The following is a 24632-nucleotide window of genomic DNA, read 5'->3' as shown; positions in this document are numbered from 1 at the left end:
CGCGAGCGGGGAGGCAAGCGGTGGCACGACCGATTTGGCACGGGGCGATCAACTTCGGCCTGGTGACGGTGCCGGTGGACCTGTACAGCGCCACCGAGGACCACACCATCAGCTTCCGCCAGTTCGAACGCGGCACCTCCGACCGTATCCGCTACAAGCGGGTCAACGAGCGGACCGGCAAGGAGGTCGCGTACTCCGACATCGTCAAGGGTGCCGAGATCGGCGGCGGCGAGTACGTGATCATCGAGCCGGAGGAGCTGGACCGGATCGCGCCGGGTCGCTCGCGCACGATCGACATCAGCTCGTTCGTGGACCTGGACGAGATCGACCCGATCCACTACCAGAAGACCTACTGGCTGTCGCCGTCGAAGGAGGAGTACGGCAAGGCCTACGGCCTGCTGCTCCAGGCCATGCGCAAGACGAACCGGGCGGGCGTGGCCACCTTCGTGATGCGCGGCAAGGAATACCTGACCGCCATCCGCGCGGGCGACGACGACCTGCTGCTCCTGACCACGCTGCTGTTCGTCGAGGACATCCGCGACCCGGCCAAGGAGATCAAGTCCCTGCCGGAGATCACCACCGCGCGCGGCAAGGAGCTCGACCTGGCCATCAGCCTGATCGACTCCATGGTGGACGACTGGAACCCGCACGACTACCACGACACCTACACGCAACGGGTCGAACAGCTCATCGAGGACAAGAAGCAGGGGCGGGAAGTCGTCGCAGGCGAGGAACCGAGTTCACCCACCAAGGTGGTGGACCTGTTCGAGGCGCTCAGCAAGAGCGTGGAGAGCCGGAAGAAACGCCGGTCCGGTTCCGCCGAGGAGAAGGTGGACCTCGGTAGCCTCAGCAAGGCCGAGCTGGACAAGATGGCCCGGGAGCTCGACATCAAGGGGCGATCGAAGATGAGCCGCGAGGAGCTGGAGGCGGCGGTCGCGGCGGCATCGGGGGCGAGGAGGGCTTCGTGACCTGTGTGGACTGTGTCGCCGGGGTCGAGCACTGTCATGGCACGCTGGTCGGCTCGGAGGGGTGCACGGAGCCCGGGTGCGAGGACCTGTCGGCCGACCGGCACCCGCTGGTGATCGAGGCCGCCGAGGTCGACTCCCCGAGGCACCTGGTCGCCACGGCCGCGTAGTCCATCCGCTGGTTTCCGCGCACGCGGGTCAGCACTCGATGACGTTCAGGGCAAGGCCGCCGCGCGCCGTCTCCTTGTACTTGGTGTGCATGTCGGCGCCGGTCTCGCGCATGGTCTTGATGACCTTGTCCAGGTGCACCACGTGGGTACCGTCCCCGCGCAGCGCCATCCGCGAGGCGTTGATCGCCTTGGTGGACCCGACCGCGTTCCGCTCGATGCAGGGAATCTGCACCAGCCCACCGACCGGGTCGCAGGTCAGCCCGAGGTGATGCTCCAACCCGATCTCGGCGGCGTTCTCCACCTGGGCCACCGACCCGCCCAGCACCGCGGTCAGCCCGGCGGCTGCCATGGCGCAGGCGGACCCGACCTCGCCCTGGCAGCCGACCTCGGCCCCGGAGATGGACCCGGTCTCCTTCAGCACCACCCCGATGGCCGCCGCGGTCAACAGGAAGTCGACGACACCGTCGTCATCGGCCACCGACAAGAACCGCGTGTAGTAGTGCAACACGGCCGGGATGATCCCGGCGGCGCCGTTGGTGGGCGCGGTGACGACCCGCCCACCGGAGGCGTTCTCCTCGTTCACCGCGAGGGCGAACAACGTCACCCAGTCCATCACGTACAGCGGGTCGTCCGACCCGTCCTCGGCCTGCAACTTCGCGTGCAGGGCCCGCGCGCGCCGAGGAACCTTCAACCCCCCGGGCAGAACCCCGTCCTGCTCACACCCGCGAGCGACGCAGTCCTGCATCACCTGCCAGATGTGCAGCAGCCCGGACCGGACCTCGTCCTCGCTCCGCCACACCAGCTCGTTCGCCAGCATGACCTGGGCGACGGACAGCCCCCCGGTCTCGCAGTGCCGCAACAGCTCGGCCGCGGTCCGGAACGGGAACGGGACCGGCGTCGTGTCGGCCGAGATCACCGGGCCGTCGGCGGAGTTCTCGTCCAACACGAACCCGCCGCCGACCGAGTAGTACGTCCGCCGGGCCAGCTCCTGCCCCGCCGCGTCCCAGGCCGCGAACGTCATCCCGTTGGGGTGCAACGGCAATGCCTTGCGGCGGTGCATCACCAGGTCGCCGTCCTCGGCGAACGTGATCTCGTGTTCGCCCAGCAACTTCAGCCGACCGGCCGCGCGGATGGCGGCGACGCGGGAGGGCACGAGGTCGGTGTCGACGTCCTCGGGGCGTTCGCCCTCCAGGCCCAGCAGCACGGCCTTGTCGCTGCCGTGGCCGTGGCCGGTCGCGCCGAGGGAGCCGAACAGCTCGGCGCGGACGCGGACCGTCTCCTTGAGCAGGCCCGTGTCGCGCAGGCGGGAGGTGAACATCAGGGCGGCGCGCATCGGGCCGACGGTGTGCGAGCTGGAGGGGCCGATGCCGATGCTGAACAGGTCGAAGGCGCTGACCGCCATGACAGCCTCACTTCCCAGGGTCCCCGCCCGCCCCGGCCGCGGTGGGGTCGGGGCGGGCGGGAGTCGGTCAGCCCAGCTCCGGGTAGAGCGGGCGGCGCCGGACCAGCACGTCCACGCGGTCGCGCAGCTTGGTGCCGGTCTGGTCGTCGAGCTCGGGCCGCAGCGCGACCGCGATGACGTCGGCGACCTCGGCGAAGTCCTCCGCGTCGAAGCCACGGGTGGCCAGCGCCGGGGTGCCGATGCGCAGGCCCGAGGTGACCATCGGCGGGCGCGGGTCGAACGGGACCGCGTTGCGGTTGACGGTGATGCCGATCGAGTGCAGCCGGTCCTCGGCCTGCTGCCCGTCCAGCTCCGAGTCCACCAGGTCGACCAGGACCAGGTGCACGTCGGTGCCGCCGCTGGACACCTTCACGCCTGCCTCGGCGCAGTCCGGGGCGGACAGCCGGTCGGCCAGGATCCGCGCACCTTCGAGTACCCGCCGCTGCCGCTCGGCGAACTCCTCGGAGGCGGCGACCTTGAACGCGACCGCCTTGGCCGCGATCACGTGCTCAAGCGGGCCGCCCTGCTGACCGGGGAAGACCGCCGAGTTGACCTTCTTGGCCAGGTCCTTGGTGCACAGCACGACACCGCCGCGCGGACCGCCGAGCGTCTTGTGCGTGGTGGTGGTGACCAGGTGCGCGTGCGGGACCGGGCTGGGGTGCAGCCCGGCGGCCACCAGGCCCGCGAAGTGGGCCATGTCGACCATCAGCAGCGCGTCCACCGCGTCGGCGATCCGCCGGAACTCGGCGAAGTCGAGCTGCCGGGGGTAGGCCGACCAGCCCGCCACGACCAGCTTCGGCTTGTGCTCGCGGGCCAGCCGCTCCACCTCGGCCATGTCGACCCGTCCGGTCTCGCGGTCGACGTGGTAGGCCACCACGTTGTACAGCTTGCCGGAGAAGTTGAGCTTCATGCCGTGCGTGAGGTGGCCGCCGTGCGCCAGGTCCAGCCCGAGGATCGTGTCGCCCGGGTTCAGCACCGCGGACATGGCCGCCGCGTTCGCCGACGCGCCCGAGTGCGGCTGCACGTTCGCGTGCTCGGCGCCGAACAGCGCCTTCACCCGCTCGATCGCGAGCCGCTCGACCACGTCCACGTGCTCGCAGCCGCCGTAGTAGCGGCGGCCCGGGTAGCCCTCGGCGTACTTGTTGGTCAGTACCGAGCCCTGCGCCTCCAGCACGCCGACCGGGGCGAAGTTCTCCGAGGCGATCATCTCCAGGGTGGACTGTTGCCGGTGCAGCTCGGCCGCGACGGCGGCGGCGACCTCGGGGTCCACCTCCGCCAGCGGCTGCGCGAACGTGCTCATGAGCCGTCTTCCTTGATGTGCTCCAGGTACTCGTCGACGGACAGCAGCTCGGCGGTGCCCTCGATCCGCACGCGGAAGAGCCAGCCGTCCCCGAACGGGTCGGTGTTCACCAGCTCGGGGGTGTCCACGATCGCCTCGTTGATCTCCACGACCACCCCGGCCACCGGGGCGTACAGGTCGGAGACCGACTTGGTGGACTCGATCTCCCCGCACGGCTCGCCCGCGGTGAGCTTGGCGCCGACGTCGGGCAGCTGCACGAAGACCACGTCGCCGAGCGAGTCGGCGGCGTACTTGGTCACGCCAACCATCGCGGCCGTCGGGTCCGCCGGGTCGACCCACTCGTGCTCTTCGGTGTAGCGCAGGTTCTCCGGGTAGCTCATCTGGTTCTCGATCTCCCTGGTCAGGCGGGACGCTGGTAGAAGGGCAGCTTGACGACCTCGACCGGGGCCACCGTGCCGCGGATGTCCACCGACAGCGCGGTCCCGGGTGCGCTGACCGCGACCGGCACGTAGGCCAGCGCGATCGGGTGCCCGAGGGTCGGCGAGAGGGCGCCGCTGGTGACCGTACCGATCTCGGCGCCGCCCGCGTCGAGCACCGGGTACCCGTGTCGGGCGGCGCGCCTGCCGGTGCCGACCAGGCCGACCAGGACCCGCTCCGGGACGTCGGCGTCCCGGCGGCGCTCCAGCGCGGCCTGGCCGACGAAGCCGTCGGCCTTGTCGAACTTGACGACCCGGCCGAGACCGGCGTCGAAGGGGGTGAGGTCGGCGCCCAGCTCGTTGCCGTAGAGCGGCATGCCCGCCTCAAGCCGCAGCGTGTCGCGGCAGGCCAGCCCGGCCGGGACCAGCCCGTGCGGCTCGCCCGCGGCGGTGAGCGCCTGCCACACGTCGGCGGCGAGCGGGCCGTCCACGTAGACCTCGAAGCCGTCCTCGCCGGTGTAGCCGGTGCGGGCGAGCAGCACGTCGTGCCCGGCGAGCGTGGTGGGCACGCTGGCGTAGTAGGCCAGCGCGTCCAGGTCGGCGTCGGTGACCGCGCCGATGATGGCCGCGGAGGTCGGGCCCTGCACGGCGATCAGCGCGACGTCGGCGGACCGGTCGTCGACCGTCACGTCGAACTCCTCGGCGCGCTCACGCAGCGCGGCGGCGACCGCGGGCCCGTTCGAGGCGTTGGCGACCACCAGGTACTTCTCCGCCGCGAGCCGGTAGACGACCAGGTCGTCGAGCACGCCGCCGTCCGCGTCGCAGATCATCGTGTAGCGGGCCTTGCCCGGCTTCACCGCGGACAGCTTGCCCACCAGCGCGTAGTCCAGGGCGCGCGCGGCCTCCGGGCCGGTCAGCTCGATCTCGCCCATGTGGCTGAGGTCGAACAGACCCGCGGCGGTGCGCACGGCCTTGTGCTCGGCCAGCTCGCTGCCGTAGCGCAGGGGCATCGCCCAGCCTGCGAAGTCGGTGAACGAGGCGCCGAGGGCCTCGTGCACCGCGTGCAGCGGGGAGGGGGTGCTCATGGAAGTGGGATCTCCTTCACGCGCCTGTGGTGCGACCGTGTGCGCAGCGTGACACGCCGGGCACGCGTGCCGCAGCGTGACCGGTGGTGATGGTGGTGGGTGATGGTGGTGGGTGATAATGGTGGGGTGGTGCGGTGCCGACATGTCCGGGAGCTCCTCGTCGTGCACCGGCATAGGGGTACCGGCGCTGGAACTCCCCCTCTGTCATGGCACCTGAGAGCTTCGCCGCGAACGCGGCTTGCACCGTGGGTGAGACGCCGAACTCACGTCTGCTTTCCAGAGCGGCCTGGCTGGAACGGTAGCTTTACCTGAGAGATTGACGGGGACGTTTGCTCCTTCGGTGCCCCGGTGTCACCCGGGGACTCTCCCGCGCCCAGCTCTAGCGGCCCGATATTCAGTTCGCGATCCTTCGACCGTCTTACCACGGCGGACCCTAGTCGAGTCGGAACCCGAACGGAAGTTCCAGCCGGTGCGCGGCGAGCAGGTCGGCGTCGGCCAGCAGGTCGCGGGTCGGCCCGTCGGCCACCACCACGCCGCCGTCGATCAGCACCGCGCGCGGGCACAGCTGCAGCGCGTAGGGCAGGTCGTGGGTGACCATGAGCATGGTCCGGTCCAGGCCGAGCAGCACCTCGGCCAGCTCGCGGCGGGCCCGCGGCTCCAGGTTCGCCGACGGCTCGTCCAGCACCAGGATGTCCGGGTCGCAGGCCAGCACGGTGGCCAGTGCGACCCGGCGGCGTTGCCCGCCGGACAGGTGCATGGGCGACCGGTCGGCGTGCCCGGCCATGCCCACGTCGTCCAGCGCCCGCTTCACCCGCGCGTCCAGCTCGTCGCCGCGCAGGCCGAAGTTGGCCGGGCCGAACGCGACGTCGTCCCGCACGGTGGGCATGAACAGCTGGTCGTCGGGGTCCTGGAAGACGATGCCGACCCGGCGGCGGACCTCCTTGAGGTTCGGCTTGGCCACCGGCAGCCCGGCCACCTCGACCCGGCCCTGACCGGTAAGCACGCCGTTGAGGTGCAGCACCAGCGTGGTCTTGCCCGCGCCGTTGGGGCCGAGCACGGCCACCCGCTCCCCCGGCCGGACCGTGAGACTCACCCCGTAGAGCGCCTGGTGCCCGTCCGGGTAGGCGTAGGCGAGCCGGTCGACGAGCAGGGCGGGGGGTTCGCTCACAGGGCAATGCCTAGCACGACGGCCGCCAGGACGGTCGGGGCGAGCCCGGCCAGCCAGGCCGCGCGCCCGGCGGGGCCGCCGTGGTCGGGCATGGCGCCGGTCCAGCCGCGCGAGACCATCGCCAGGTGCACCCGCTCGCCGCGCTCGTAGCTGCGCACGAACAGCGTGCCGACGCCGCGCGCGGTGGCGCCGACCTGCCAGAGGAAGCGCGGGTCGTGGCCGCGCGAGATCCGGGCCAGCCGCATCCGCCTGGCCTCGTCGCCGATGACCTCCAGGTAGCGCATCATCAGCGTGGCGATGGTGACCACCATGTTCGGCACCCGCAGTCGTTGCAGGCCGACGATCAGCTCGCCGGGCGAGGTCGTGGCCGCGAGGGTCAGCGAGGCCAGCACGCCGAGCGTGCCCTTGGCGAGGATGTTCCAGCCGGACAGCAGACCGTGCTCCGACACCGTGATCCCGAGGAAGGCGACCGTCGGTCCACCCGCGACGAACGGGAAAACCAGTGCCAGCACGACGAACGGCGCCTCGATGAGCGCGCGCGGCGCCAGCCAGCCCGGCGGGATGCGCGCGATCGCCCAGACCGCGCAGAGCAGTACGAAGTAGACGCCGAAGGCCCAGAAGCGTTCGCGTGGCGTGGAAACCACGCACAGCACCGCCGACACGGCGGCGACTATCTTGACCTGCGGCGCCAACCGGTGCACGGGCGAGTCGCCCGGCCGGTGCAGCGGATGCGCGTGTCCGGCGCTCACTGGGCCGGGCTCACTTGGCCGGGCGCCTGCGCAGCACCCAGAACAGCCCGCCCGCGACGACCACGGTCACCGCGACGCCGATGACACCCGCGAGGCCGGTCGTGCCCTCGCCGCCGTCGACCTTGTAGTCGGCCAGCGGACCCGAGGCCATCCGGTGCTCCTTGGCGTTCTGCGCGATGCAGGTGCCTTCGAGCGTCTCCACGTTCTGGTCGTTCGTGAGCACCTGACAACCCTGGAGCGTGGCGTGGTCGAGACCGTCCGGATCGGAGTCGGCGAAGTACGACACGACGCCCGCCAGGATCAGCGCGACGGCCAGGAACCCCAACAGGAAGCCGAGATTGCGTTTGTTCCTGGTCGTGTTCACGCCACCGGCTCCTTCAGTTCGAGCTCGCGCCGGGTGCCGCGCAGCAGGTACACCAGGTCCGGGCGGATCGCGGCGACGGCACCGACGGTGAGCGCGGTGATGATCCCCTCGCCGATGCCGATCAGGCAGTGCACGCCCACCATGGTCGCGGTGACCGCGCCCAGGCTGAACGCCGGGTCGCCGCCGATGGCGAACTCCAGCACGAACCCGAGCGAGGCGATGACCGTGTTGGCGAACGCGGCCGTGAACGCCACCGCCACCAGCCCGCCCCGGGTGCGGGTGAACCGCCGCAGCAGCACCGCGACGCCGAACCCGGCGGCCGTGCCGATCAACGCCATGTTGGTGATGTTCGCGCCCAACGCCGTGAGGCCGCCGTCGGCGAACACCAGCCCCTGCACGACGAGCACGATCGACACGCACAGCGCGCCAACCCACGGTCCCACCAGGATCGCGGCGAGCGCGCCGCCGAGCAGGTGGCCGCTCACGCCGGGCAGCACCGGGAAGTTGAGCATCTGGGTGGCGAACACGAACGCCGCCACCAGCCCGGCCATCGGCGCGGTCCGGTCGTCGAGATCGTCCCGGGCGCGCGCGGCGGCCACCGCCAACCCGACCACGGCGACCCCGCCGAACAGCAGGGAAGTGGTGGTGTTCAGCAGCCCGTCACTCATGTGCATGGCGACGTCGCGGACCATGGGCGCACCTTCCGGAGGGGACCGGCAAAGCCTAGTTGCGCACTGGACGCTACCGCCACTGTCTGGCAACAACCCAGTCCCGGGGTTGTGATCTACCCCATCGGCCCAACGCTGAGCTGCGGGAATAGCCAGTGGGTCGAACCGCTGACTAGAACCGCACCAGGGTGCGGCCGCCCTTGCCTGCGCGCAGGCGGTCGAAAGCGTCCTCGATGCCGCCCAGGCCGATCTCGTCGGTGACCAGCCCGGCCACGTCGAGCCTGCCGTCGGCGATCAGGTCGAGCAGCCGGGGCACGTCCACGTCCGGGTCGGACGAGCCGTACTGGCAGCCGGTGAGCGTGCGGCCGAAGAAGTACAGCTCCAGCGCGCTGAACTCGACCATCTGCATGGCCGACCCGACCCCGACCACCACGACATGCCCGCCGCGCCGGGACGCCGACCAGGCCATCCGGATCGTCACGGGCAGGCCCACGCACTCGAACGACACGTCCGCGCCCCGGCCGTCGGTCAGGCCGCGCACCGCCTTCACCGTGCCGCCGCTCGACAGCAGGAAGTCGGTGGCCCCGTGCGCGCGGGCCGGCTCCTCCTTCTCCGCGTGCTGGTCGATCGCGATGATCGGCCCCGCGCCCGCGACCCGAGCCGCCTGGAGCACCGACAACCCGACCCCGCCGACCCCCACGACCACGACCGACTGTCCCGCCCGGACACCGGCCGTGTTGAGCACCGCGCCCGCGCCGGTGAGCACGGCACACCCCAGCACAGCGGCCTGGGCGAGCGGGATCTCCTCGGGAATCCGCACGGCGGCCCGCTCGGACACGATCGTCTCCTCCGCGAACGCCCCCGTCCCCAGTCCCGGGTAGACCGGCGTCCCGTCGAGCAGCGTCGCGTGCGGCACCCCGGCCGCGTCCGCCGCGTGCGCGCACAGGTACGGCTCGCCCGTCTCGCAGAACCAGCACTCCCGACACGGCGGCGCCCAGTTCAGCACCACGTGGTCACCGGGCGCGACCCGCGTGACCCCGTCCCCGACCGCGACGACCACCCCCGCGCCCTCGTGTCCCAGCACGGCGGGCACCGGCTGCCGGAGCGTGCCGTCGGCCAGCGACAGGTCCGAATGGCACACCCCGGCCGCGACCAAGCGCACCCGCACCTGACCTGGCCCGGGGTCGGGCACCTCGATATCCACGACCTCCAGCGGCTCACCCTGCGCGCGCAACACCGCCGCCCTCACGGCCATCCCTGTCCCTTTCGCTGTGCTGTCCCCGCGTGCAGCGTGTCAGACGAACGCGGAGACACCGGTGAGGGCGCGGCCGATGAGGAGCTTCTGGACCTGGCTGGTGCCCTCGTAGAGGGTCATCACCCGGGCGTCGCGCAGGAACTTGGCCACCGGGTACTCGTCGAGGTAGCCGTACCCGCCGAACACCTGGATCGCCAGGTTCGCCGCACTGACCGCGTTCTCGCTCGCGTAGAGCTTGGCCATCGACGCGGCCGTCCCGAACGGCAGCCCGCGCTCGACCAGGTCGGCGGTCCGCCAGACGAGCATGCGCGCGGCCTCGGTGTTCACCGCCATGTCGGCCAACATCTCCTGCACCAGCTGGTAGCTCGCGATCGGCTTGCCGAACTGGTGGCGTTCCTTGGCGTACTTCACGCTCGCCTCCAGCGCGCCCCTGGCCAGCCCGACGCAGCCCGCCGCCACCGACATCCGCCCCTTGTCGAGCGCGGACATGGCGACCGTGAACCCCTGCCCCTCGTCCCCCAGCCGCGCGTCCTCGGGCACCCGCACGTCGTCCAGGACCAGCTCGCCGGTCGACTGGCCGCGCAGCCCGAGCTTCCCCTTGATCTCCCGGTGCTGGAACCCGGGGGTGTCGGTGGGGACGAGAAACGCGCTGATCCCCTTCGGTCCGGGACCGCCGGTGCGGGCGAACACGAGCGCGAGATCGGCCCAGGTGCCGTTGGTGATGAACATCTTCCGGCCGGTGATCACGTAGTCGTCGCCGTCGCGGACGGCCTTGGTGGCCAGGTTCGCCGCGTCGGAACCGGTGTCCGGCTCGGTGAGACCGAAACAGGCGAGGGACTCGCCGGAGCTGATCCCGGGCAGCCAGTGCTGTTTCTGTTCCTCGGTCCCGTAACCGGCGATGGACTTGCCGACCAGCCCGAGCGAGACGGACACGATGCCCCGGATGGCGGAGTCACCGCGCCCGAGCTCCTCCATCATCAGGCAGTACGCGAGATGGTCGCCGCCGGAGCCGCCGTACTGCTCGGGGATGGTCATGCCGAGAAACCCGACCGCGCCCAACTTGCCGACGATCGCCCGGTCGACCTGCTCCCGCCGGTCCCACTCGGCGGCGTTGGGGACGACCTCGCGGTCGATGAAGCCCCTGGCCAGATCCCACAGAGCCTGCTGCTCGTCGCTGAGCGCGAGATCCATCCGGGGCACCCCTTTACCGAACAGTGTTAGGTTTACGCCGAGGATAGGAGCCGGTCCACCCCCCGGCAACCGCCATGAGGAAGTGATCCGTGCCACGCCCGCGCGTCCCGCTGCTCGACCGACCCCGCATCCGCGCCGCCGCCCTGACGATGATCGACTCGGCCGGGCTGCCCGGGTTGTCCATGCGCGCGTTGGCCGCCGAGCTCGGGGTGCGGGCGCCCTCGCTGTATTCGCACTACCAGACGAAGGACGAGCTGTTGGGGGATCTGGCCGAGGAGATCATGGCCGGGGTGGACGTGTCCGGGTTCGGTTCGGGGTGGGTCGACGGGGTGCGGACCTGGGCCCGGTCCTATCGGGGGGCGTTGGCCGTCCATCCCAACCTGGTGCCGGTGTTCGCTTCCGGGCCCGCCGACCGCCCAGGGGCGTTGGAGCGGGCGGATACCGTGCACGGGGCACTGGTCGCGGCCGGTTGGCCGCCCCGCCAGGCGACCATGATCGGCGCCTCGGCCAAGTATCTGGTGTTGGGGGCGGCCATGCACTCGTTCTCGCGGGGGTTCGAGGACGATGCACGGGTTTACGCGGATCGGTATCCGCACCTGAGCCAGGCGCATCGGTTGCGCGAGCACGCGGATGAGATCGACGCGGAGAGTTTCGAGCTGGCGCTGGACGCGTTCCTACGGGGACTGGTGGCGTTGCACGCCGGGATCAGCGCCTAGGCGCGAAGCCTGGCCGGGGACCGGAACCGGTCCCCGGCCAGGGTGATCACCCCACGCCTGCCCCATGCAGCGCCACCCACTGCCGCATCGAGTACTCCACCATGGTGATCAACGTCGACTTCACCGACTGCCGGTCCCGGGCGTCGCAGGGCACGATCGGCACATCCCGCCCGATCGCCAACGCGTCCCGAACCTGCTCGATCCCATGCCCCAACACCCCGTCGAAGCAGTTCAGCCCGATCACATAGGGCAGGTTCCGCTCCTCGAAGAAGTCGATGGGCGAGAACGAGTCGGCAAGCCGCCGGGTGTCGGCGAGGACCACGGCACCGATGGCCCCACGCACCAGGTCGTCCCACATGAACCAGAACCGTTGCTGTCCGGGCGTCCCGAACAGGTACAGCACCAGGTCGGAGTCCAGGGACACCCGGCCGAAGTCCATCGCCACCGTGGTCGTCGACTTGTGCGGGGTGGCCGCCGTGTCGTCGATGCCCGCGCTGGCGCTGGTCATGACCGCCTCGGTGGTCAGCGGCATGATCTCCGAGACGGAGCCGACGAAGGTGGTCTTGCCCGCGCCGAAGCCACCGGCCACCACGATCTTCACCGAGGTCAGGCCGCTCGGCGCGGACTCGTCAAAGCCTGCGGAGTCCACACAACACCCTTTCCATCAGCACGAGGTGGGCCCGGTTGGCGCCCCCGGTGGCGGTCTTGTGCACGGCGACCAGGCCCAGCTGGGCCATATCGCCCAGCAGCACCTTCGCCACCCCGAGCGGCACGCCGAGCAGGGTGGCCACCTCGGCGACCGAGCGCGGGTCCTGGCAGAGCGCGCCGATGGCGCGGTGTTCGGACTCGGCGAACGCGGTGGCGTCGTCGGCGCGGTCACTGGTGGACACCATCGTCTCCACGCGCAGCTCGAAGTTGGAGCGGGTACGGCCGCGGGTCCAGGCGTACGGGCGCACGATCGAGGCGGCGTCGGCCACCTCGACCGGGAGCACGTCCACCTGGTCCGCGGCGGGCGGGTCCGGGGGGCCGGGCTGGTCGGCCCGCGGCCAGTCCGGTGTCTCCGCCTGGTCCCGCGCGCGCGGGTCCTGGCCGGGTTCGCCCCGGCGCCTGCGGCGGCCGCGGCCGCCGCCCAGGCTGAGACCGTTCATCACGTCGGCGATCGTCCGCTCGGGCTCGGCGTCGCGGCTCATGAGTCGCTCATGCTGGCTGCCCCACCATCCTCCCGGCGGTCCCCTGCAGGGCCGCGCGCAGTTCCGGGGTCAGGATCTGGCCCACCCGGTCCACCAGCAGCGTCATCTCGTACGCCACCTGGCCGATGTCGCAGGTCGGGGCCGCGAGTGTCGCTAAACACGACCCGTCGCTGATGGCCATCAGCAACATGATCCCGCGCTCCATCTCCACCACGGTCTCCTTCACCGCGCCCGCCTCGAAGCAGCGGGCGGCCCCCTGGGTGAGGCTGACCAGCCCGGAGGCGACCGCGGCGAGCTGGTCGGCGCGGTCGGTGGGCAGCCGGGCCGAGGAGGTGAGCAACAGGCCGTCGGCGGACACCACCACGGCGTGCGCCACCCCGGAGACGCGCTCCGCGAAGTCGTTGACCAGCCAGCCGAACTGGCCCGGCTTGGCCTGGGTCGGTGTCATCGTGCTCCATTCCTGGTCCGGGTCGTGCTCGGGGGGAACTCAGGCATCTGGCTCCTTGTCCTGGGAGGGGTGGTCGCGGCGCCGGGCCACGCTGTCGCGGCCGCGGCCGATGCCCCGCTGCAGGCTGCCCAGCCGCGAGCGCAGCGCCTCGGCGTCGCGTTCGAACGGGGCCGGGGCGGGGGTGGGCGGTTCGGCACCGACGCTGCCGGGCAGCAGCCGTTCGCGCGGGGTGCGCCGGGGCAGGCCGTCGGCGGACTGTTGCGGTCCGGTCCGGGTGAGCGCCTCGGCGGCCTGCCAGCCCGCGTCGGCGGCGAACCGCCAGCGCGCACCGGTCAGGTCCAGACCGGCACCGTCCGCGGTGTCGGTGTTGTCCACGATGTCTACGCCATCAACACCGTCTACGCCGTCAACACCGCCAACACGGTCTGCGCTGTCTGTGCTGCCTGCGCTGTCGATGCCGGGTGCGCTATCCACACCGTGCGTGCTGCCCCGGCCATCCGGACTGTCCGGACCGAACATGTCGTCCGTGCGCACGACACCGTCCATACCGTCCATCAGGTCCTGGCCGTCGGCGGCGTCGGGCTCGCCGTGCGCGGGTCCGGCGTGGTGCGCGCCGCGGGCGCGGTGGATACCGCGCTGGTAGCTGGACAACCGGACCCGCAGTTCCTCCGCACCCCGGCCGTGGCGCGCGGCCCCGGTCCGGTCGGCGCGGCGTTCCCGACGTGGTCCGCCCGCGCGCCGGTCGCGGTCCTCGACCCGGCCGGGCACCAGGTGCTGCCGCGGCGTGCGGCGCGGCAGCCCGGACTTCGTGTAGTCGGCAGGCTCGGCGGCCGAGACCGCCTGGGCGGTGTGGAAGCCCTGGTCTGCGGCGAAGTCCCAGTCGGGGCCGCGGCGCGCGTCGGCGGCGGTCGAGTTGGGGTCGTCGGTGACCGCGCGGAACCAGGCGGACACCATCTCGTCGAAGATCGGCGTCGTCTCGCGCAGCGCGTCCGGCGCGGGCGGGCGTTCGACGGGCGCGGCCTCCTCGGCCTGCCACCAGCCGCCCTGCTCGGCCGCCGGTCCCGGGTCGGCGGCGACCGGGGCGAACAGCTGGGTCTGCTCGGCGGGGTCCGGCGGCGGGTCGGCCTCAAGCGAGCGGCGCGGCGAGCGCCGGGGCAGCGGCACGCCGCCGTCGGCGCGGCCGGGATCCCGGGGGCGCGGCGGGGTTTCCGGCAGTTCGGCGCCGTCGCCCCCGGGCATCCAGGTCGGGTTGTCCTGGCCGGTCCGACGCGGCAGGGTGGTCCCGTTGCGGCCCGCCCGGCCGCGGCTCCCGTTGGCGCCGTTGACGCCATGAGCCCCGTTCGTCCCAGTGGATCCGTTGGTGCCATGGGATCCGTTGGTGTGCGGGACACCGGACCCGTTGGTGCCGTTGGATCCACCGCCGTTGGATCCACCGCCGTCGGATCCGTTGCTGCCGTTGACGGTCCGGCCGGTGCCGTTGGCGCGCCGGGACCCGTTGGCGCCCGTCGCGCGGGACATGCCCTCGAAGTCCGGCCCATCGTCGACGTCACCGCCCGCGAGGTCACCGCCCGCGTCGACGTCACCGCGGCCGCCGCCATCGGGCGCGGGATGCCCGTCGGCGTTCGGGGCGTCCGGCTCCTCCCGGGGCGCGGGCGGCACCGACGGCAGGTCGACGACGTTGCCGGTGACCAGGTCCGCCGGGATCGTCACGGTCGCGCGCAGCCCGGACTGGCTGCCCGCGCGCAACCGCACCTGCACGCCGAGCCGCGCGGCGAGCCTGCCGACCACGAACAGGCCCATGCGGCGCGCCGTGGACGCGTCGACCGCGCCGGTGTCGGCGAGCCGGGCGTTGGCGTCGGCCAGTTCCGCGGCGGTCATGCCGATGCCGCGGTCCACCACCTCGACGCGGACGGACCCGTTCTCGGAGTAGTGGTAGCTGGCGATGGTGACCTGGGTGGCCGGTGCGGAGAACGCGGTGGCGTTGTCCAGCAGCTCCGCGGTGAGCCGGACCAGGTCGCCGACCGCGTAGCCGACCACCAGCGCGGCGGGCGGCGGCTGGATGACCACCCGCTGGTACTGCTCGATCTCGGACACGGCCGCGCGCAGCAGGTCGCCCAGCGCGGTGGGCTGCTGCGCGCGCCGGGCCAGGTCGCTGCCGGAGAGCACCATCAGGTTCTCGTTGTTGCGGCGCATCCGGGTGGCGAGGTGGTCCAGCTGGAACAGCGTGGCCAGCTGGTCGGCGTCCTCCTCGTCCCGCTCCAGCCGTTCCAGCAGCTGCAGCTGCCGCTGCACCAGGCCCTGGCTGCGGCGGGACAGGTTCACGAAGACGGTGCTGTAGTTGGCGCGCAGCGCCGCCTGGTCGGTGGCCAGCCGCAGCGCCTGCCGGTGCACCGCGTCGAACGCGCGGGCCACCTGGCCGACCTCGTCGTCGGGCAGGTGCGCGATCGGCTCCACCACCGGGTCGGCGGTGTCCACGTCCCGGCTGTCCCGGATCCGCGCGACCGCGGCGGGCAACCGGGTGTGCGCGACCTCCAGCGCGCCGCGGCGCAGCTCGCCGAGCGACCGCAGCAGCTGCCTGCCGATCACGATCATGACCGCGGCGGCCACCACCAGCGCCAGGATGAGCACCACCGAGGCCAGGCCCGCGGCGTTCCCGGCGGCGTCCTGCATGGCCGCCGAGCGCGCGGTGATCTCGTCCCCGAGCAGCTCGCTGACCTTGCTGATCTGGTCGGAGACCTGCTCGGACGCGGACCGCCAGGCCACCGAGGTGATCGGCAGCGGCGCGCCGGGCGGGGCGCCGTCGCCGACCGCCAGCCGCAGCAGCCCGACCCTGGCGCGCACGCCGGGGGTGTCGTGCAGCTCGTCGTAGCGGGCCGCCTGCGCGGTGGTGGCGATGGCCCGGAAGTCGGCGACCCGCTCGTCCAGCCGGGACTGCGAGGCGCGCACCGAGTCCTGGTCGGCCGCGTCCAGCCCGCCCCGGGCGATGCCGATCGCGACCAGGCCCTGCTGGAAGTAGACCTCCTCCTTCGCCGCCTCCAGGTCGTGCAGGGCGGCGGCGGTGCCGGACAGCGCCGGGTCGGCGACCTCGCCGGTGATGGCCCGGTCGAAGTCCAGCAGCGCGCGGATCACCTTGGTGTACCCGGCGAGCGCGGTGCCGCTGTCCACCGAGCCCGCGCCGACCGGGCGGCGCAGCGCGCCCAGCGCGTCGAAGGCGGCGGTGACGTCGCGGAACCGGGCCCTGGTCACCTCGGAGTCGAAGCTGGCCCGGCCGACCGCGCGCATCAGCTCCTCGTGCGCGTAGTCGGCGCTCTGCCGCTCGCCCGCCAGCTCGGCGGCGATGTCGGTGCCGCCGGTGGCGCCGGTGGTGAGCAGGACGGCGGCTTTGGTGCGCTCGCGCTGCAGCCAGGTCAGCTCGCGGCGCAGGCAGTCGTCCACCGCGACCAGGCGGTCGACCCGCTCGTAGGAGTCGGCGCGGGCCACCTGGCCGCTGATCCGCAGCACGCCGAGGACGACGGCGAAGGCGACCGGGACCAGGATGACGGCGGCGAGCTTGATCGGGATGTTCCAGTCCCGCCAGCGGGTGAGCGCGGCCAACCGGGACCCGCCGCCTGCTTCCCCACCGGCGGCGACCCGGTGCGTCCGTCCGCCCGCGCCCGTCGTCGTCGGATCGACGGGGTCGACGGGGTCGATGACACCGGTGTCGAGTCGGGACACGTTCTCCCTCACGCGTGAGCCTCTGCGGCGGACACTTGCCGTTCTCGGAATAACTGCCGCACCGTCACCGCGCCGATCTCCTTCCAGGCGAAACCGGGTGACCGGTCTTTCCACCGGGCCACCGCGGCGGGAACCCGCGGGAATGCGGGCACACCGATTCTCGGGTTTCCGTCGGCCGCGCCGTCCTATCCGGACGCGCGGCCCCGGCGCGAACTTGAGCACAGATCGTACCCGTGGTCGGCGATCACGAAACCGCTCCGCGAATAGGCGGCTGACCAGCCAGGACACGGACGAAGCGGACAGTGCGGCGACCGCGGGGCGGCCGCCGGGACGCCCGGGATCGAAATTCGGTCACGCTTCGCATGGACATTCCCGGCTTGATCGCTCGAACGGGTCATTCCCCGCACAATGATCGAGATCATCCATCGTGGACAGCTTCCACCAGCGGATACCGTGGTCGGGCCACAGTCGATCATCCCAGTCGGAGCGTCCGGGGCGGACCGCGCGGGTACCGCGGAGGTACCCGCCGAAAGCAGGGTTCACCATTAAGTGTGAAGGGTTCGCGTCGAGGGGACACGCGACCAAACCGGTATCGTACAGTGACCCGCGCGGGTACCCACCCGTGCGCCGACCGCGTCCGACAATGCGACCGGCGAAACACCGACCGGACCCCGTCGAATCCCGGGCGCGAATCCCGTACCACCCGGACGCGGTTCCCGGGAATGAGCGACCGGCCGGACCGGTCGATCCGCGACGCCATTCCGCGCGACTATCCGCGCTCGACCGCGAGTTCGGCTGTGAGTTCGACAGCGAGTCTCGGTGAATGCCCGCCGGAATCCGCGCCGGGCCCGGCCGACGCCCCACCCGATCCGAAAGGAACCCGCATGACCGAGGTCGTCCCGCGCCGGGTCGCGCCGCGGCCGCGCCCCGCGTCCGCCACCTTCGGCGGCATCGGCGCCGAGCAGCCGGGCGTCGAGCCGCCCGCGGGCCCGGACTTCGCCGCGCTGCACGCGGGCCCCGAGTTCACCCGGCTGCGCGCCCGGTTCCGCCGCTTCGCCTTCGCGCTGACCGCACTGTTCCTGCTCTGGTACCTCGGCTACGTGCTGCTCGCCGCGTACGCGCACGAGCTGATGGCGATCCGGCTGACCGGCTCGATCACCGTTGGCCTGGCGCTGGGCCTGCTGCAGTTCGCCTCCACCATCGCCATCACCGCGCTGTACGTGCGCTGGGCGCGCAGGCGCCTGGACCCCGCGGTGGCGGCCCTGCGCGCGGACGCCGGGGTGGACCGGTGATCGCCGCCGCGAGCGAGCAGACGGGTGGCCAGGTGGGCGACCCGGTGCTCAACACCGTGGTGTTCGGCGCCTTCGTGCTGATCACCCTGTACGTGGTGTACCGGGTCAGCAGCCGCAACAGCTCCACCGCCGACTACTACGCCGCGGACGGCGGCTTCACCGGACTGCAGAACGGCATCGCGCTGTCCGGCGACTTCCTGTCCGCCGCCTCGTTCCTGGGCATCGCGGGCGCCATCGCCATCCACGGCTACGACGGCTTCCTGTACTCCATCGGCTTCCTGGTGGCCTGGCTGGTGAACCTGCTGCTGATCGCCGAGCTGGTGCGCAACACCGGCCGGTTCACCATGGGCGACGTGCTCGCCTTCCGGATGCGGCAGCGCCCGGTGCGCGCCGCGGCGGCCACCTCCACGCTGGTGATCTCGCTGTTCTACATGCTGGCCCAGATGGCGGGCGCGGGCGCGGTGGTGGCACTGCTGCTGGACGTGCACACCAAGGGCGGGCAGGCGCTGGTGATCGCGGTCGTCGGGCTGGTGATGATCTTCTACGTGCTGGTCGGCGGGATGAAGGGCACCACCTGGGTGCAGATCATCAAGGCCGCCGTGCTGCTGCTGTGCGTGGTGCTGATGACCGTGTTCCTGCTCGGCAAGTTCGGCTTCAGCCTGACCGACCTACTGGACCGGGCGGCGGCCAACAACAGCAAGGGGGAGAAGATCCTCGACCCCGGCGTGCAGTACGGCCGGACGCCGATCACCACGCTGGACTTCATCTCGCTGTCGCTGGCCTTGGTGCTGGGCGCGGCGGGTCTGCCGCACGTGCTGATGCGCTTCTACACGGTGCCCGACGCCCGGCAGGCGCGCCGCTCGGTGGTCTGGGCGGTGGGCACGATGAGCGTGTTCTACGTGGCCACCCTGGTGATCGGCTACGGCGCGTCGGCGCTGGTCGGCTCGGAGCGGATCGAGGCGGCCACCGGCAAGGAGAACGCGGCCGCGCCGCTGCTTGCCTTCGAGATCGGCGGCACCGTGCTGATGGGCGTGGTGGCGGCGGTCGCGTTCGCCACCATCCTGGCCGTGGTGGCCGGGCTGACGATCACCGCGTCGGCCTCGTTCGCGCACGACGTGTACGCGAACATCCTGCGCCGGGGCAACGCCGACGCCGTCTCCGAGGTGCGGGTCGCCCGGCTCACCGCGGTGGTGGTGGGCGTGCTGGCGATCATCGGCGGGATCATGGCCAACGGGCAGAACGTGGCGTTCCTGGTGGCGTTGGCGTTCGCGTTCGCCGCGTCGGCGAACCTGTCCACGCTGCTGTACTCGTTGTTCTGGAGGCGGTTCAACACCAGCGGCACGCTGTGGGGCATGTACGGCGGGCTGGGCTCGTGCCTGCTGCTGGTGCTGTTCTCGCCGGTGATGTCCGGCGCGCCGACGTCCATCGTGTCCGGTGTGGACTTCCACCTGTTCCCGCTGTCCAACCCGGGCATCGTGTCGATCCCGGTGTCGTTCGTCTGCGGCTGGCTGGGCACGGTGCTCAGCCGGGAGAAGGCGGATCCGGCGCTGGCCAAGGAGATGGAGGTGCGGGCGCTCACCGGCATCGGCCGCTGAGCCCGGCGGACCGCGCGGTACCACGAACGCCGCGAGGAACACCAGGGTCCGCCCACCGCGCCGCCGGGTGTGACGCGCGCAACACGGCGCGGGTGTCGATGTGGACACCCGACGCGCCGGGAACCGTCATCCGGTAGCCGTACAACGATTTCGCGCCCCGGTCCGGCTCGGGCCGGGGCGCCATGTTGCCGGGTCACCGATCCGGCGGGCTATCCGCTGGAACGCCACCGGCCCGGCCCCGGGCGGCGGTCCCCGACGACTCGCCGACCGGCCCGGCGGCTGACCACGGCGACGGGCCGGGTGTGACCGAGAACGCCCTGCCGCCAAGGGATCCGATCGCGTAACCCACCCGGTTCCCAGGCGTCACAGTGGCGTACCGCCGTCGCTCCCCGTCGCCCGGGACCCCGCCCGGTCCCGGTCCCCTCGCCCGGATGGTACGGCCACTGTGATCGAGTCGGTGACGGCCAGCCCGTCCACCCGCCCAGGTCGCGGTATTACAGTGCACGCCGTGCTCGACTCTGTGGCGTCGCCGGACCTGTCCCCCCGGCTGCGCGCGTTCCTCGCGGACCGCGCGCCCGCGACGCCGTGCCTGCTGATCGATCTCGCGGTGGTCCGGACCAACTACCACGCGATGCGCGCCGCGCTGCCCGAGGCCGCGATCTTCTACGCGGTCAAGGCGAATCCGGCGCCGGAGGTCGTGCGCGCCCTGGCCGCCGAGGGGTCCGCGTTCGACGTGGCCAGCACCGGCGAGATCGACCTGTGCCTGGCGCAGGGCGCGGCGCCGGAGTCCTTGTCCTACGGCAACCCCATCAAGAAGGCCGCCGACATCGCCTACGCCCACGCGCGGGGCGTGCGCCGGTTCACCTTCGACGCCGAGGGCGACCTGGAGAACCTGGCCGAACACGCGCCCGGGTCCCGGGTCTGGTGCCGGTTCCTGGTGGACGCCCCGCAGTCCGGCACACCGTTCGGGAAGAAATTCGGTTGCGCGCCCGCGATGGCGCGACGTCTCCTGATCCGTGCCCACGAACTGGGTCTGGCCGTGGACGGCGCCTGCTTCCACGTCGGCTCGCAGCACACCGACCCGGCCGCCTGGGTGGCCGGGATCGCCGAGGCGGGCGCGATCGCGCGCGACCTGGCCACCGTGGGCGTGCCGACCCGCTCGCTGAACCTGGGCGGCGGTTTCCCTGCCTCCTACCGCGACCAGCAGGCACCACCGCTCACCGCGCACGCCGAGGCGATCCGCGCGGCGGTGGCCGAACACTTCGACCAGGCCCCCGAGCTGGTCGTCGAGCCCGGCCGGGCCATCGTGGCCACCGCCGGGATGATCCGCTCGGAGGTGGTGCTCGTCTCGCGCAAGTCCGACGACGACGAGTACCGTTGGGTGTATCTCGACATCGGTCGCTACTCGGGGCTTGCCGAGACGGAGAACGAGTACATCGCCTACCGGCTGCGCACGGCGCACCCGGCCACACCGGACGGTCCCGTGGTCATCGCGGGACCCACGTGCGACGGCGATGATGTGATCTACCAGAACACCCCGTATCGTCTTCCGATGGCGCTGCGGGCAGGCGACCACGTCGACATCCTCGACGCGGGCGCGTACACCGCGAGCTATTCCTCGGTGTCCTTCAATGGTTTTCCGCCCCTTCCGACGGTGTTCGTCGGCTGATTCCCCTCGCAGGAGGTTAGACAGATGTCGTATGACCGTGCGCCCGATCAGGGCGTGGGCAACTTCGCGGGCCGACACGTGCTCGCCGAGTTCGACGGGGTCGATCCGTTGCTGCTCGACGACCTGGGCTTCCTGCGCGAGACGCTGGAATCCTCGTTGCGCGACGCCGGAGCGACCATCTGCGACGTGATCTCGAAGCAGTTCCAGCCGCAGGGTGTGACGGTGCTGGCGCTGCTGTCGGAGTCGCACGCGTCCATCCACACCTACCCGGAGATCGGGTCGCTGTTCGTGGACATCTTCACCTGCGGCGAGACCGCCGACCCCGAGCTGGCCGCCGCCCTGCTGCGGGACCGGCTGGGCGCGCTGGACGCCCGGATCACCACTGTCCACAGGGGACACCCGATTCCCACGGAGAGCGCCCGATGATCGTCGAACCGCTTGGTCCTGGCCTCACCCGGACGTGGGAGATGTCCGAGGTCCTGGTGGACACCCGGACCGACTTCCAGCACCTGGTGATCGGCAAGACCGCCCAGGGCCTGAGCCTGTTCTGCGACGACGACCGGCAGAGCACCGAGTTCAGCCAGCTCACCTACCACGAGGCGCTGCTGGTGCCTGGCCTGCTGCTGGCCCGGCGCATCGACCGCGTGCTCGTGGTCGGCTCCAGCGAGGGTGTCGTCTCCCAGCTCTCGGTGGCGGCGGGCGCCTCGGTGGTCGACCACGTCGACATCGACCGTCAGGCCGTCGAGCTGTGCGCCGAGCACCTGCCCTACGGCTACACCGAGTCCGAGCTGGCCGCCGCCGTGGCCCACGAGGGCCCGGTCCGCGTGCACTACACCGACGGCTGGCAGTTCCTGGTCGAGGCCGAGGCGCGTGGCGACCGGTACGACATCGTCCTGGTGGACCTGCCGGACGAGCGCCCCGAGTTCGCCCAGCACAACCGCCTCTACGAGGAGGAGTTCCTCACCCGCTGCCGCTCGGTGCTCACCGAGGGTGGCGTGGTGATCTGCCAGGCGGGCTGCCAGACCATGTGGCGCAACGAGACCCTGCTGCGCTCCTGGCGCCGGTTCGACCAGGTCTTCGACACCACGGTGTACTACGGCTCCGACGAGCACGAGTGGGCGTTCCTGTTCGGACTCGCCGAGTCCGTCCCGGACACCACCGCCCGGATGATCGAGCGCCTCGCCACGCTCCCGTACCGCCCTGAGACGATCGACGCGGACGCGCTGCGCGGCTGCACGATCCCCCCGTACACCGTTCGCAAGTCGCTGTGACCCGGGCCGGGTCGGGAGCCGCTAGAGCTTCCGGCCCGCCCGCACGCGGTGCGTGACCCGCCGCTCCACGACGAACGACACGAACGGGATCATCCCCGCGACCAGAACCAACAGCGTGCCCTTGACCGACCAGCGCGCCTTGAGCGCCAGGTCGAACGCGGTCAGCAGGTAGACGGCGTAGAGGAACCCGTGCGCGGGCCCGATGATGGCCACCGGTGTCGAATTGTCATAGCCGTACTTGATGACCATTGCCGTCACCAACGCCAACAACCCGACACCGACCACGTAGGCGAGCACCCGGTACCGGGCCAGCGCCCCGCGCACCCCGGGCGCGCCGACGGCCTGCGCCGGGTTCTCCTCGTCGGTCATGCTCATCGGGACTCCCGCTCCTGTTCCTGCCCCTGGTGGATCCGCACCGTCAACACCGGCGCGTCCGACTCGGGGGCCACACTCCCCTGCTCGCGTTCCCGGGCCCTGAGCTGCCGAAACCGCCAGAACATGTACGCGGGCGCCACCCCGAACAGCGGCCACTGCAGCACGTACCCGAGATTCTGGAAGGTCCCACTGACCGACTCGTACCGCTGCCACTGCCACCAGGCCAACCCGCAGCACACGGCCAGGGAGACCAGGGACACCCCGACCACGAGGACCCTACGCCCGACACCCGACCGACCGCTCACCGCCCGATGCTAACCCGACCCCCCTGAGAGACCCCCGTCACCCTGGCGGTCGTCCCGGCGGGGGAAACGCGTTCCCGCCTTCAGGAGCCCAGCAGTTCCCGGCCCCATTCCCCCAACGGCCGCAACGCGCTGTTCAAGGCGAGACCGCGAGCGCTCAACGAATACTCCACCCGGGGCGGCACCTCGCCGAAATCCTCCCGGACCACCACCCCGTCCCCTTCCAGTTCCCGCAGCTGACCCGCCAACACCTTCTCCGTCACGCCCAATACCCTGCGCAGCTCACCGAACCGGCACACCCCCTCGCCCAGCGCCCACAGGATCGAGACCTTCCACTTCCCCTCGATGACCCCCATGGCGGCGTCCACCCCGCAATGCCCGGTCCCCGGCCGATTCCGCACCAGACCACCCTTTCCCGGAGGAAACCACTATCCCCAAAGTACGTACTTGATGACACCGACGGCCGACCAGCACGCTCACCCCATGACCGTCACCCTCCTCGGCCTCGGCGCCATGGGCACCGCCCTCGCCACAGCCTGGCGCGACACCGGCGTCACAGTCTGGAACCGCACCCCTCGGCAGGTCCCGGGCACCATCGCCGCCGCCACCCCGGCGGCCGCCATCGCGGCCAACGACCTGGTCGTCGTCTGCCTCCTCGACGACCGGTCGGTCACCGAGGTCCTGGCGGACGCGGACCTCGCGGGCAAGGACGTCGTCAACCTCACCACCGGCTCCCCCGGCCAGGCCCGCGCCCGCGCGGGCCTCATGCGGGCCCGTGGCGCCAGGTTCCTGGACGGCGGGATCATGGCCGTCCCCGCCATGATCGGCACCCCGACGCCCGGCCACACCCTCTACAGCGGCTCCCGCGAGCTGTTCGACGACCACGAACGGACTCTCGCCGTCCCCACCGCGGCCCGCTACGTCGGCACGGACCCGGGATTCGCCGCCCTGTACGACATCGCCCTGCTGAGCGGGATGTACGGCATGTTCGCGGGCGTCACCCATGCCCGTGCCCTGATCGGCGCGGAGGCCGTCGACCGGGCGGGGTTCACCGAGCTGCTCACCGGCTGGCTGCGGGCCATGTCGGCCTCGGCCGCCGATCCCGGCGCGGGCGCGGGTTCGAGCCTCGCCATGCAGGTAGCAGGCATCCGCACGTTCGAGCTGACCGCCCGGGAACAGGGCGTCGACCCCGCGTTGCTCGCCCCGTACTTCACCCTGATGGCGCGCGGACTCACGGACGGCGAGCCGGACCTGGCGCGGTTGCTGACCGGTCCATAAGCGACTGTCC

General features: G+C 71.7%; 26 protein-coding genes and 2 riboswitches. Of the genes, 9 read left to right on the top strand and 17 right to left on the bottom strand.

What is annotated here, in order from left to right:
- Nucleotides 1–20: 20 nt before the first annotated feature.
- The gene (gene ku, locus C503_RS0105255; protein WP_018681139.1) at nucleotides 21–968 is read left to right on the top strand and encodes a non-homologous end joining protein Ku; all 948 of its coding nucleotides are present in this window, start codon (nucleotides 21–23) and stop codon (nucleotides 966–968) included.
- Complete coding sequence (locus C503_RS46665; RefSeq protein ID WP_018681138.1) at nucleotides 965–1135, top strand: hypothetical protein; 171 nt, start codon at nucleotides 965–967, stop codon at nucleotides 1133–1135. Before ku ends, C503_RS46665 begins: the two co-directional genes overlap by 4 nt.
- A 28-nt stretch (nucleotides 1136–1163) precedes the next feature.
- Here C503_RS46665 and C503_RS0105245 read toward each other — a convergent pair whose 3' ends face one another.
- From C503_RS0105245 to C503_RS0105200, 10 genes are all read right to left on the bottom strand, one after another.
- Entirely contained in the window at nucleotides 1164–2537 is a 1374-nt protein-coding gene (locus C503_RS0105245; RefSeq protein ID WP_018681137.1) for an L-serine ammonia-lyase, read from the bottom strand.
- Between the two features lie 67 nt (nucleotides 2538–2604).
- Entirely contained in the window at nucleotides 2605–3876 is a 1272-nt protein-coding gene (gene glyA, locus C503_RS0105240; RefSeq protein ID WP_018681136.1) for a serine hydroxymethyltransferase, read from the bottom strand.
- Nucleotides 3873–4256 (bottom strand): glycine cleavage system protein GcvH, encoded by a 384-nt coding sequence (gcvH, locus tag C503_RS0105235; RefSeq protein WP_018681135.1) that lies wholly within the window; start codon nucleotides 4254–4256, stop codon nucleotides 3873–3875. Before gcvH ends, glyA begins: the two co-directional genes overlap by 4 nt.
- A 20-nt stretch (nucleotides 4257–4276) precedes the next feature.
- The gene (gene gcvT, locus C503_RS0105230) at nucleotides 4277–5377 is read right to left on the bottom strand and encodes a glycine cleavage system aminomethyltransferase GcvT (RefSeq protein ID WP_018681134.1); all 1101 of its coding nucleotides are present in this window, start codon (nucleotides 5375–5377) and stop codon (nucleotides 4277–4279) included.
- Nucleotides 5378–5568: 191 nt separating this feature from the next.
- Nucleotides 5569–5663, bottom strand: a riboswitch (glycine riboswitch).
- Nucleotides 5664–5757, bottom strand: a riboswitch (glycine riboswitch).
- Between the two features lie 53 nt (nucleotides 5758–5810).
- Nucleotides 5811–6545 carry an energy-coupling factor ABC transporter ATP-binding protein gene (locus C503_RS0105225; protein ID WP_018681133.1) on the bottom strand — a complete coding sequence of 245 codons (735 nt, stop codon included), beginning with the start codon at nucleotides 6543–6545 and terminating at the stop codon, nucleotides 5811–5813.
- Complete coding sequence (gene cbiQ / locus C503_RS0105220) at nucleotides 6542–7294, bottom strand: cobalt ECF transporter T component CbiQ (protein ID WP_018681132.1); 753 nt, start codon at nucleotides 7292–7294, stop codon at nucleotides 6542–6544. The genes C503_RS0105225 and cbiQ overlap by 4 nt, the downstream gene beginning before the upstream one ends.
- A gap of 10 nt (nucleotides 7295–7304) precedes the next feature.
- Nucleotides 7305–7658 carry a PDGLE domain-containing protein gene (locus tag C503_RS0105215; protein WP_018681131.1) on the bottom strand — a complete coding sequence of 118 codons (354 nt, stop codon included), beginning with the start codon at nucleotides 7656–7658 and terminating at the stop codon, nucleotides 7305–7307.
- Entirely contained in the window at nucleotides 7655–8350 is a 696-nt protein-coding gene (locus C503_RS0105210) for an energy-coupling factor ABC transporter permease (RefSeq protein ID WP_018681130.1), read from the bottom strand. Before C503_RS0105210 ends, C503_RS0105215 begins: the two co-directional genes overlap by 4 nt.
- 148 nt (nucleotides 8351–8498) lie before the next feature.
- Complete coding sequence (locus C503_RS0105205) at nucleotides 8499–9581, bottom strand: alcohol dehydrogenase catalytic domain-containing protein (protein WP_018681129.1); 1083 nt, start codon at nucleotides 9579–9581, stop codon at nucleotides 8499–8501.
- Between the two features lie 39 nt (nucleotides 9582–9620).
- The gene (locus tag C503_RS0105200) at nucleotides 9621–10772 is read right to left on the bottom strand and encodes an acyl-CoA dehydrogenase family protein (protein ID WP_018681128.1); all 1152 of its coding nucleotides are present in this window, start codon (nucleotides 10770–10772) and stop codon (nucleotides 9621–9623) included.
- An 89-nt stretch (nucleotides 10773–10861) separates the two neighbouring features.
- On the opposite strand from C503_RS0105200, the gene C503_RS0105195 reads away from it, so the two are divergent.
- On the top strand, nucleotides 10862–11488 hold the full coding sequence (locus C503_RS0105195) for a TetR/AcrR family transcriptional regulator C-terminal domain-containing protein (protein ID WP_018681127.1): 627 nt from the start codon (nucleotides 10862–10864) through the stop codon (nucleotides 11486–11488).
- A gap of 46 nt (nucleotides 11489–11534) precedes the next feature.
- Here the strand turns inward: C503_RS0105195 and C503_RS0105190 are convergent, their stop codons facing one another.
- The 4 genes from C503_RS0105190 to C503_RS38030 are packed head-to-tail and all read right to left on the bottom strand — an operon-like array spanning nucleotide 11535 to nucleotide 16852.
- Entirely contained in the window at nucleotides 11535–12137 is a 603-nt protein-coding gene (locus tag C503_RS0105190; protein ID WP_018681126.1) for a GTP-binding protein, read from the bottom strand.
- Nucleotides 12118–12678 carry a DUF742 domain-containing protein gene (locus C503_RS0105185; RefSeq protein ID WP_018681125.1) on the bottom strand — a complete coding sequence of 187 codons (561 nt, stop codon included), beginning with the start codon at nucleotides 12676–12678 and terminating at the stop codon, nucleotides 12118–12120. Before C503_RS0105185 ends, C503_RS0105190 begins: the two co-directional genes overlap by 20 nt.
- A gap of 7 nt (nucleotides 12679–12685) precedes the next feature.
- Nucleotides 12686–13126 carry a roadblock/LC7 domain-containing protein gene (locus C503_RS0105180; protein ID WP_018681124.1) on the bottom strand — a complete coding sequence of 147 codons (441 nt, stop codon included), beginning with the start codon at nucleotides 13124–13126 and terminating at the stop codon, nucleotides 12686–12688.
- A gap of 39 nt (nucleotides 13127–13165) precedes the next feature.
- Nucleotides 13166–16852 carry a sensor histidine kinase gene (locus tag C503_RS38030; RefSeq protein ID WP_156892985.1) on the bottom strand — a complete coding sequence of 1229 codons (3687 nt, stop codon included), beginning with the start codon at nucleotides 16850–16852 and terminating at the stop codon, nucleotides 13166–13168.
- An 872-nt stretch (nucleotides 16853–17724) separates the two neighbouring features.
- Between C503_RS38030 and C503_RS45690 the strand changes: the two genes are divergently transcribed.
- The 5 genes from C503_RS45690 (at nucleotide 17725) to C503_RS0105150 (ending at nucleotide 22667) form a co-directional block, all read left to right on the top strand.
- Nucleotides 17725–18132, top strand: coding sequence for a DUF485 domain-containing protein (locus tag C503_RS45690; protein ID WP_018681122.1), 408 nt, complete (start codon nucleotides 17725–17727; stop codon nucleotides 18130–18132).
- Nucleotides 18129–19727 (top strand): solute symporter family protein, encoded by a 1599-nt coding sequence (locus tag C503_RS0105165; protein WP_018681121.1) that lies wholly within the window; start codon nucleotides 18129–18131, stop codon nucleotides 19725–19727. Before C503_RS45690 ends, C503_RS0105165 begins: the two co-directional genes overlap by 4 nt.
- A gap of 499 nt (nucleotides 19728–20226) precedes the next feature.
- A complete protein-coding gene (locus tag C503_RS47670; protein WP_018681120.1) occupies nucleotides 20227–21396 on the top strand; it encodes a type III PLP-dependent enzyme in 1170 nt (389 codons plus the stop codon).
- Nucleotides 21397–21420: 24 nt separating this feature from the next.
- The gene (gene speD, locus C503_RS47665; protein WP_018681119.1) at nucleotides 21421–21822 is read left to right on the top strand and encodes an adenosylmethionine decarboxylase; all 402 of its coding nucleotides are present in this window, start codon (nucleotides 21421–21423) and stop codon (nucleotides 21820–21822) included.
- Nucleotides 21819–22667 carry a spermidine synthase gene (locus C503_RS0105150; RefSeq protein ID WP_018681118.1) on the top strand — a complete coding sequence of 283 codons (849 nt, stop codon included), beginning with the start codon at nucleotides 21819–21821 and terminating at the stop codon, nucleotides 22665–22667. Before speD ends, C503_RS0105150 begins: the two co-directional genes overlap by 4 nt.
- Nucleotides 22668–22688: 21 nt before the next feature.
- Here the strand turns inward: C503_RS0105150 and C503_RS0105145 are convergent, their stop codons facing one another.
- The 3 genes from C503_RS0105145 to C503_RS0105135 all read right to left on the bottom strand — a co-directional run bounded on the left by C503_RS0105145 (nucleotide 22689) and on the right by C503_RS0105135 (nucleotide 23748).
- Nucleotides 22689–23036: a DUF3817 domain-containing protein gene (locus tag C503_RS0105145; RefSeq protein ID WP_033400249.1), complete on the bottom strand. Its 348-nt coding sequence runs from the start codon at nucleotides 23034–23036 to the stop codon at nucleotides 22689–22691.
- A gap of 2 nt (nucleotides 23037–23038) precedes the next feature.
- Nucleotides 23039–23347, bottom strand: coding sequence for a hypothetical protein (locus tag C503_RS38025; protein ID WP_084476788.1), 309 nt, complete (start codon nucleotides 23345–23347; stop codon nucleotides 23039–23041).
- 80 nt (nucleotides 23348–23427) lie between these two features.
- Nucleotides 23428–23748, bottom strand: coding sequence for a winged helix-turn-helix transcriptional regulator (locus C503_RS0105135; protein WP_033400248.1), 321 nt, complete (start codon nucleotides 23746–23748; stop codon nucleotides 23428–23430).
- Between the two features lie 46 nt (nucleotides 23749–23794).
- On the opposite strand from C503_RS0105135, the gene C503_RS0105130 reads away from it, so the two are divergent.
- Nucleotides 23795–24622: an imine reductase family protein gene (locus tag C503_RS0105130; RefSeq protein ID WP_018681114.1), complete on the top strand. Its 828-nt coding sequence runs from the start codon at nucleotides 23795–23797 to the stop codon at nucleotides 24620–24622.
- The last annotated feature ends 10 nt before the right edge of the window (nucleotides 24623–24632 follow it).

Origin of the sequence: Actinokineospora enzanensis DSM 44649 (assembly GCF_000374445.1) — a bacterium.
GTDB classification, from domain to species: Bacteria; Actinomycetota; Actinomycetes; order Mycobacteriales; family Pseudonocardiaceae; genus Actinokineospora; species Actinokineospora enzanensis.
Note: the sequence above shows the minus strand (reverse complement) of the source record. Positions and strands in the feature narration are given on the sequence as shown.